Annotated in this window: 7 protein-coding genes; all 7 read right to left on the bottom strand. The window is 67.7% G+C overall.

Annotated elements, in window-relative coordinates:
* Nucleotides 1-180: 180 nt before the first annotated feature.
* The gene (gene hutG / locus ACCC94_RS25140) at nucleotides 181-984 is read right to left on the bottom strand and encodes an N-formylglutamate deformylase (RefSeq protein WP_413352343.1); all 804 of its coding nucleotides are present in this window, start codon (nucleotides 982-984) and stop codon (nucleotides 181-183) included.
* A 275-nt stretch (nucleotides 985-1259) separates the two neighbouring features.
* Complete coding sequence (gene hutI, locus ACCC94_RS25145) at nucleotides 1260-2456, bottom strand: imidazolonepropionase (protein WP_413352344.1); 1197 nt, start codon at nucleotides 2454-2456, stop codon at nucleotides 1260-1262.
* Nucleotides 2453-3985 carry a histidine ammonia-lyase gene (gene hutH / locus ACCC94_RS25150; protein ID WP_413352345.1) on the bottom strand — a complete coding sequence of 511 codons (1533 nt, stop codon included), beginning with the start codon at nucleotides 3983-3985 and terminating at the stop codon, nucleotides 2453-2455. Before hutH ends, hutI begins: the two co-directional genes overlap by 4 nt.
* 48 nt (nucleotides 3986-4033) lie before the next feature.
* The gene (locus tag ACCC94_RS25155) at nucleotides 4034-4849 is read right to left on the bottom strand and encodes a quaternary amine ABC transporter ATP-binding protein (protein WP_413352346.1); all 816 of its coding nucleotides are present in this window, start codon (nucleotides 4847-4849) and stop codon (nucleotides 4034-4036) included.
* Nucleotides 4846-5700 carry an ABC transporter permease gene (locus ACCC94_RS25160; protein ID WP_413352347.1) on the bottom strand — a complete coding sequence of 285 codons (855 nt, stop codon included), beginning with the start codon at nucleotides 5698-5700 and terminating at the stop codon, nucleotides 4846-4848. Before ACCC94_RS25160 ends, ACCC94_RS25155 begins: the two co-directional genes overlap by 4 nt.
* Before the next feature lie 65 nt (nucleotides 5701-5765).
* A complete protein-coding gene (locus tag ACCC94_RS25165) occupies nucleotides 5766-6674 on the bottom strand; it encodes an ABC transporter substrate-binding protein (RefSeq protein ID WP_413352349.1) in 909 nt (302 codons plus the stop codon).
* Between the two features lie 143 nt (nucleotides 6675-6817).
* Nucleotides 6818-8230, bottom strand: coding sequence for a purine-cytosine permease family protein (locus tag ACCC94_RS25170; protein ID WP_413352348.1), 1413 nt, complete (start codon nucleotides 8228-8230; stop codon nucleotides 6818-6820).
* Nucleotides 8231-8448 lie beyond the last annotated feature (218 nt).

Consider the following 8448-nt stretch of genomic DNA (forward strand, 5'->3'; position numbering starts at 1 on the left):
CCCCCCCCCCCCCCCCCCCCCCCCCCCCCCCCCCCCCCCCCCCCCCCCCCCCCCCCCCCCCCCCCCCCCCCCCCCCAAAAAAACCCCCCCCCCCCCCCCCCCGGGCCCCCCCCCGGGGTGGGGGGGGGCGCGGGCCCCCCCGCGCCGACAGTCCCGGCGCGGCAGGAAGCTGTGTAAAACTCAGCGGCCGTAGCGCTCGCGGCCCCAGGCGATGAAGGTTTCCAGCATCTTGCGGAGCACCTGGGCGGTGGGCGCGGCGAGGTCTTCGCGGTAGCCGAAGGGCGCCTGTTCATCCATGTAGTTGCACTGCGCGAGCTCCAGCTGCACCGCGTGCACGTTGTCCTGCGGCTGGCCGTACTGGCGGGTGATGTGCCCACCCTTGAAGCGGCCGTTGAGGATGTGCCGGTAGGCCGGGGCGTCGGCGCAGACGGCGACCAGTCGCTCGGCCAGCTCCGCATCGCAGCTTGCGCCGCTGTTGGTGCCGATGTTGAAGTCCGGTAGCTTGCCGTCGAACAGGTGCGGGATCACCGAGGCGATCGAATGGGCATCCCACAGCAGCGCGTAGCCGAACTCGGCCTTCAGGCGCGCCAGCTCGTCGGCGAGGGTGCGGTGGTAGGGCGTCCACACTTCGGCGAGATAACGCGCGCGCTCCTCGGCCGACGGCGCCTGGCCATCGTTGAACAGCGGGCGGCCGTCGAACAGGGTGTCCGGGTAGAGGCCGGTGGTGGCGGTGCTGTATAGCGGCTTGTCGTCGGCCGGGCGGTTCAGGTCGATGACGTAGCGGGAGTAGTTGGCGGCCAGGGTGCTGGCGCCCAGCTCCTCGGCGAAGGCGTAGAGCCGCGGGATGTGCCAGTCGGTGTCGGCCAGCTCGCGGGCCTCCTCCACCAGGCCGTTTTCCACGGCTGGGGTCAGGCGGGTGCCGGGGTGCGGCATGCTGATCAGCAGGGGCACGCGGCCGCGTTTGAAGGTCAGAACGTTATCCATGGGGTGCTATCTCCAGTACGGGCGAGATGTATTCGCTGTTCGTGCGAGCAACGTTTCCTTCTGAAAGCCCCCGCCCCCCCCCCCCCCCCCCCCCCCCCCCCCGTCGGGTGGGGGGGGGGGAGAGGGGGCTATCCGTGCCGGCTGAAGCTGAGGTTTCAACCTGCGCCGAACGGTCCCCTCTCCCGCTTGCGGGAGAGGGTTAGGGAGAGGGGCCTTTGCTCTTGGTTTCGCAGTGGGGCTGTTCGCGAGCAAGCTCGCTCCTACGAAGAGCAGGTTCACAGCTCTTCGCCGTGGCGAATCACGCGCTTGGGCAGGTCGCCGCCGAGCCAGTAGGCGAGTTCGGCGGGGCGCTGGATGTCCCAGGCGATGAAGTCGGCGACCTTGCCCGCTTCCAGGCTGCCGTGGCTGTCGGCCATGCCCAGGGCGCGCGCGGCGTTGAGCGTGACGCCGGCCAGCGCTTCTTCCGGAGTCAGGCGGAAGGCGGTGCAGGCCATGTTCAGCATCAGGCGCAGGGACAGCGCGGGCGAGGTGCCGGGGTTGAGGTCGCTGGCGATGGCGATGTTCACGCCGTGCTTGCGCAGGGCATCCATCGGCGGCAGCTGGGTTTCGCGCAGGACGAAGAAGGCGCCCGGCAGCAGCACGGCGACGGTGCCGGCCTCGGCCATGGCGATGGCGTCGCTCTCGTCCATGAATTCCAGGTGGTCGGCGGACAGCGCGCCATACCGCGCCGCAAGGCTGGAGCCATGCAGCGAGGACAGTTGCTCGGCATGCAGCTTCACCGGTAGGCCCAGGCGCTGGGCAGCCTGGAATACCCGCTCGACCTGCGCCGGCGAGAACGCCAGGTGCTCGCAGAAGGCGTCCACGGCATCGACCAACCCTTCCTCGGCCAGCGCCGGGAGGATGCGCGTACAGACCTGCTCGATGTACTCGTCAGCGCGGCCGGCGTATTCGGGCGGCAGGGCGTGGGCGGACAGGCAGGTGGTGCGCACCGTCACCGGCAGCTCCTGTTCCAGTCGGCGGGCCACCCGCAGCATGCGCCGTTCGCTGTCCAGATCCAGCCCGTAGCCGGATTTCACTTCAATCACGGTTACGCCATCGGCCAGCAGCGGCCGAGCACGCTTGATGGCGCTGGCCAGCAGTTCGTCCTCGCTGGCCTCGCGGGTGGCGCGCACGGTGCTGGCTATGCCGCCGCCAGCCGCGGCGATCTCGGCATAGCTGACGCCGTTCAGACGCTGCTCGAATTCGCCGCTGCGGTCACCGCCGAACACCAGGTGGGTATGGCAATCGATGAAACCGGGCGTGACCCAGGCGCCGCCCAGGTCGGTGCTCTGCACCGGACGCTCGGGCAGTTCGGCGCGCGGGCCGATCCAGCTGATGCGCTCGCCCTCGGTGATGATCGCGGCATCCTCGATGATCGAATAACGGCCGTCCTTCATGGTCGCCGCGTGGCAGTGCTGCCAGAGGTGTTTCATTGCAGTCTCCCGATGCTCGCGCCGACGCTGTGCAAGGCCGCCGGGTCGGCCAGCAACTCGGCGGTGCGGGCAATGTCCGGCGCCAGCCAGCGGTCGCTGTCATAGGCCGCCACCTGCTCGCGCAGCAGGCTCCAGGCGCAGTCGGTGCCGGCGCCAAAGCGCTGCGGCTTGAGGAATTCGAAGGCCTGGGCGGCCAGCAGGTATTCGATGGCGAGGATGCGCCGGCTGTTGTCCAGGGCACGGCCGAGCTTGAGTGCGGCGCTGGTGCCCAGGCTCAGGTGGTCTTCCTGCAGGCCGGAGGTGACGAAGTTGTCCAGCACGGCGGGTTGCGCCAGCTGGCGATTTTCGCCGGCCAGGGAGGCGGCAACGTACTGGGCGATCATCATTCCGGAGTTGACGCCCGGCTGGCTGACCAGGAACGCCGGCAGGCCGCTGACCAGCGGATTCACCAGGCGGTCCAGCCGACGCTCGGAAACCCCGCCCAGCTCAGCCACGGCGATCGCCAGCAGGTCGGCAGCCATGGCCACGGATTCGCCGTGGGGGTTGGCCTGGGACACTACGCGGTAGTCGTCCGGCGTGCCCAGCACCAGCGGGTTGTCGGTGGCGGAGTTGAGTTCGGTCTCGATCTGCTTCGCCGCGTGTTCCAGCTGGTCGCGGCAGGCACCGTGTATCTGTGGCATCGAACGGATGCTCAGGGCGTCCTGGGTACGGATGCCGCGGCTCGAGGCGATGACTTCGCTGCCTTCGAGCAACGCGCGCAGGTTGGCGCCGACCTTCTGCATGCCTGGGTGCGGCTTGAGCGCGATGATCTGCGCGTCGAACGCGTCGATCTGCCCGCGCAGGGCCTCGAAGCTCATGGCGCCGATCACGTCGGCCCACTGCGCGAGGCGGGTCGCCTCGTCGAGGGCGAGGCAGCTCAGGCCGGTCATGCACGGCGTGCCGTTGACCAGGCAGAGCCCGTCCTTGGCGCCCAGCAGCACGGGCTCCAGGCCTTCGGCGGCCAGGGCGCGGGCTGCGGGTACGACTTCGCCGCGGTAGCTCACCTCGCCGATGCCCAGCAGCGCCACGCCGACGTGGGCCATGTGGGTCAGGTAGCCCACCGAGCCCTGCGCCGGCACGCGCGGGGTGATGCCGTGGTTGAGCAGCGCCAGCAGCGCTTCCACCACGCGGCGGTGCAGGCCGGATTTGCCATGGCTGTAGTTGGCGATGGCGGCGGCGATGATCGCGCGGGTCTGTTCGTCCTTGAGCGGCTCGCCCACGCCGCAGGCATGGCTGAGCAGGGTGTTGCGCGACAACTGAGCCAGTTGCTCGCCCTGCAGCACCACGTTGCACAGCGCACCCAGGCCGGTGCTGATGCCATAGGCCCGCTCACCCCGGCTGACGATGCGCTCGACGATGCCGTGGGCGTTGTCGATGCGCGCCCAGGCGGCCGTCGACAGTTGCAGGCGTGCGCCCTGGCGCGCCACCGCGACCAGGTCCTGCCAGCGCAGCGGGCCGTTGCCGAAGGTGATGGTGGTAGAGGACGACATGCAAGACTCCTGTAGGCGGGGAAGCTCCTTCCCCGCCGGCGAATGGTGTTACAGCGCGGCGACGCGGCGCTGGACGAAGCGGTCGACGTACTCGTCGGCGGGCTTGTGCAGGATGTCGGCGGGCGCGCCCACCTGGATCAGCTGGCCGTCCTTGAGGATGGCGATGCGGTTGCCGATGCGCACGGCTTCATCGAGGTCGTGGGTGATGAAGACGATGGTCTTGTGCAGGGTCTTCTGCAGCTCCAGCAACTGGTCCTGCATGTCTGCGCGGATCAGCGGGTCGAGGGCGCTGAAGGCTTCGTCCATGAGGATGATGTCGGTGTCCGCGGCCAGTGCGCGGGCCAGGCCGACGCGCTGGCGCATGCCGCCGGACAGCTGGTGCGGGTAGGACTTCTCGTAGCCCTTCAGGCCCACGGTGGCGATCCAGTGCAGCGCGCGCTCCTGGCACAGCGCCTTGCTCTCGCCACGGATCTTCAGGCCGTAGGCAACGTTGTCGAGCACGCTCTTGTGCGGCAGCAGGCCGAAGCTCTGGAACACCATGCTGATCTTGCGCCGGCGGAAGTTCTCCAGTGCGGCCGAGTCATAGGCCAGCACGTCCTCGCCATCCACCAGGATCTGCCCGCTGGTGGGGTCGATCAGGCGGTTGAAGTGGCGCACCAGGGTCGACTTGCCGGACCCGGACAGGCCCATGATGACGAAGATTTCCCCGGCCTCGATGGACAGCGAGAGGTCGTTGACGCCGACCACGCAATCGGTGGCGGCGAGCACCTCGGCCTTGCTCTTGCCCTGGCGGATCATCGCCAGGGCGGTGTCGGCCTTGGCGCCGAAGATCTTGTAGACGCTCTTGACCTGGATCTTGCTCATTTGCTGGCCTCATGGTGGCGCGAGCGGCCGTAAGCCTGGGTGATGCGGTCGATGACCACGGCGAGGATGACGATGGCGAGACCCGCCTCCAGCCCCTTGCCGACGTTAAGCGTCTGGATGCCCACCAGCACGTCCTCGCCCAGGCCGCGGGCGCCGATCATCGAGGCGATGACCACCATCGACAGGGCCATCATGGTGGTCTGGTTGATGCCGGCCATGATGCTCGGCAGCGCCAGCGGCAGCTGCACGCCGAACAGTTGCTGGCGGCGGTTGGCGCCGAAGGCGGTGATGGCTTCCATCACCTCGCGGTCGACCTGGCGGATGCCCAGGTCAGTGAGGCGGATCAGCGGCGGCGCGGCGTAGATCACCGTGGCGAAGATCGCCGGCACCTTGCCCAGGCCGAACAGCATCAGCACCGGGATCAGGTACACGAAGCTGGGCATGGTCTGCATGATGTCGAGCATGGGCAGCAGCACGGCGCGGAAGCGGTCGCTGCGCGCGGCGACTATGCCCAGCGGGATGCCGATCAGCACCGAGATGATGGTGGCGACCATCATCAGCGCGAGGGTCTGCATCAGCTTGTCCCACAGGCCCACGGCGCCCACCAGGAACAGCAGCCCGACTATCACCACGGTCGGCAGGACGCGCCGGGTGGCGTGCCAGGCGATGCCGGCGACGATGGCCAGCATCAGCCACCAGGGAGTGGCCCGCAGCACGCTCTCCAGGTTGACGATGGCCCACAGCAGGGTGTCGGAGATGTGGCGGAACACGTCGCCGTAGTTGGTGACCAGGGCATCGACCCAACCGTTGACCCAGTCGGCGATGGAGAAAGTGAAGCGTTCGGGAAACATGGCACGTACTCGTCAGGAGTGGACATCACCGGAAGGAGCCGGGGCTCCTTCCGGGTTCGGCGGCGTCAGAGCGCGGCCTGGACCTTCTTCGCAGCGTCCTCGCTGACCCAGGTGGTCCACACCTCCGGGTGCTCCTTGAGGAAGGCCTTGGCCAGTTGCTCGGAGGTGAGCTTCTCCTTGGCCATCTTCGCCAGGTTCTGGTTCAGCAGGTCGATGGGCAGGTTGACCTTCTCCAGCACGGCCACCAGTTCCGGGGCCTGGTCGTGGAAGGCCTTGGACAGGCCGACCTGGATCTTCACGTCCTTGTTCACGCCCGGCTCCTCCAGCTTCACCAAGTCGGCCTGGCCCATCAGCGGCGTCGGCGACCAGTAATAGAAGAGGATAGGCTCCTTGCGCTTGTAGCTCGACAGTACGGCGGCATCCAGGGCCGGGCCCGTGCCGGGGCGGAAGTTGGTGTACTTGTCCTCGAGGCCGTACTTCTTCAGCATCTCGGAGTTTTCCAGCTCACAGGTCCAGCCGGCCGGGCAGTTGTAGAAGCGGCCCTTGCCCGGCTCTTCCGGATCGCGGAAGACCTCGGAGTACTGTGCAAGGTCGGTCACGGCCTTGAGCTTGGGCGCCTTGGCTTCGATGTTGCGCGCCTTGTCGCCCTCGATCACGAAGCGCGGCACGTACCAGCCTTCGGTGGCGCCGACGATGGGCGCGCCCACGCCGACCACCTTGTTCGCGGCGGCGGCCTTGTTCCAGGCGTCGCTGCGGCCGACCCACTCTTCGCTGAAGATCTGGATGTCGTTGTTCGCCAGCGCCTGCTCCATGGTGATGGAGTTGCCCGGCAGGCTGTCGGTGTCACAGCCGTAGCCGTTCTTCAGGATGATCTGCATGAGGTCGGTGAGCAGCATGCCGCTCTCCCAGTTCAGCCCGGCGAACTTCACCGGCTTGCCGCTCTCGCACCAGCCGGCGGCCTGGGCCGATGCCATGGTACCGCCCAGCAGACCGGCGGAAAGGAACAGGCCCAGCAGCGTCTTCTTGGTGTTGTTCATCTGATGCTCCTAAACGTGAATGAGGTTGGGCAGTGCAAGGGCCGCGCCTGCTTGTGGCCGCGCGGCCGGGCCGGGTCTGTTCAGGTGCGGGCCGGCAGGATCAGCCGGTCCGGTACTGCCCGCGTGACACGGCGGGCGACCAGGTAATAGAGAACGGCCGGAACCACGAGGCCGATGATCCAGGAGATATCCACGCCACCCAGGGCGTCCACCAGCGGGCCGGTGTAGAACTTGGTGGAGATGAACGGCAGCTGCACCAGCACGCCGACCACGTAGACGCTGATGCCAGGGATGTTCCAGCGGCCGTAGCGGCCATCGGGATCGGCCAGCGCCGGCACGTCGTAGTGCTCGCGGGTAATGCAGTAGTAGTCCACCAGGTTGACCGCGCTCCACGGGGTGAAGAAGGCCAGCAGGAAGAGGATGAAGGACTTGAACGCGCCGAGGAACGAATGCTGGCCGAGCAGCGCGATCAGGGTCGCGGCACCGACGATCAGCAGGACGAACACCAGGCGCTGCACGCGGCTCACTTCCAGGTGGCCGCGGAAGCCGCTGATCACCGTGGCGATGCACATGAAGCTGCCGTAGGAGTTCAGTGTCGAGATGGTGATCTTGCCGAAGGCGATGCTGAAGTACAGCAGCACAGCGACGGCGCCACTGCCGCTCAGGCCGACGATGTAGGCCACTTCATGGCCGGCGAACTGACCGTTGGCCCCGGCGGCGGCGAACACGCCAAAAATCATCGCCACCTGTGCGCCGATCACCGAACCTGCGCCCACGGCGAGGAAGGTCTTCACCGAGGAAGTGCTGCTCGGCAGGTAGCGCGAGTAGTCGGCGACGTAGGGCCCGAAGGCGATCTGCCAGGAGGCGGCCAGCGACACCGCGAGCAGGAAGCTGCTCCAGCTGAAGTGACGGATCTGCAGCAGCGCGCCGACATCGGTCTGGCTCATCAGGCGGCTGAACAGGTAGACGAAGGCGATCACCCCGATGACGCTGGCGATGCGGCCGATCACATGGATCACCCGGTAGCCGAGCACGGTCACCAGCACGATGACACTGGCGAACATCAGGATGCCGACGCTGTCGCTGACGCCGAACAGCTGGCCCAGCGCCTGGCCGGACAGCACTGTGCCGGTAGCGGTGAAGCCCAGGTACATCAGGCACACCAGCACGATCGGGATGGCCGCGCCATAGACACCGAACTGCACACGGCTGGAGATCATCTGCGGCAGGCCGAGCTTCGGCCCTTGCGCCGCGTGCAGGGCCATCACACCGCCGCCCAGCAGCTGGCCGATCAGCAGGCCGATCAGCGACCAGAACACATCGCCGCCCACCACCACGGCCAGGGCGCCGGTGACGATGGCGGTGATCTGCAGGTTGGCGCCCAGCCACAGGGTGAACTGGCTGTAGAGCTTGCCGTGGCGCTCGGCCTCGGGGATGTAGTTGATCGAACGTACCTCGATCAGGGGTTTGGAGCTATCACTGGCCTGGGACATCGTTATTGTTCTCCCGAAGGGATTTCTTGTCTGTCGATGTACTGCTTCTTTACGGACCGGGGGGGCCCCCCCCCCCCCGGGGGGGGGCGGGCGCCGGGGGGGGGGGTTTGGGGGGGTGGGGGGGGGGGGGGGTTTTTTTTGTTTTTATTACTCGCGGCCCGCCGGCTTCACCCCCCCCCCTTGTGGGGGCGGTGGCGCGTTTTTTAAAAACACCGAAC

The organism is Pseudomonas sp. Pseusp97 (genome assembly GCF_047304025.1).
Taxonomy (GTDB): Bacteria; Pseudomonadota; Gammaproteobacteria; order Pseudomonadales; family Pseudomonadaceae; genus Pseudomonas.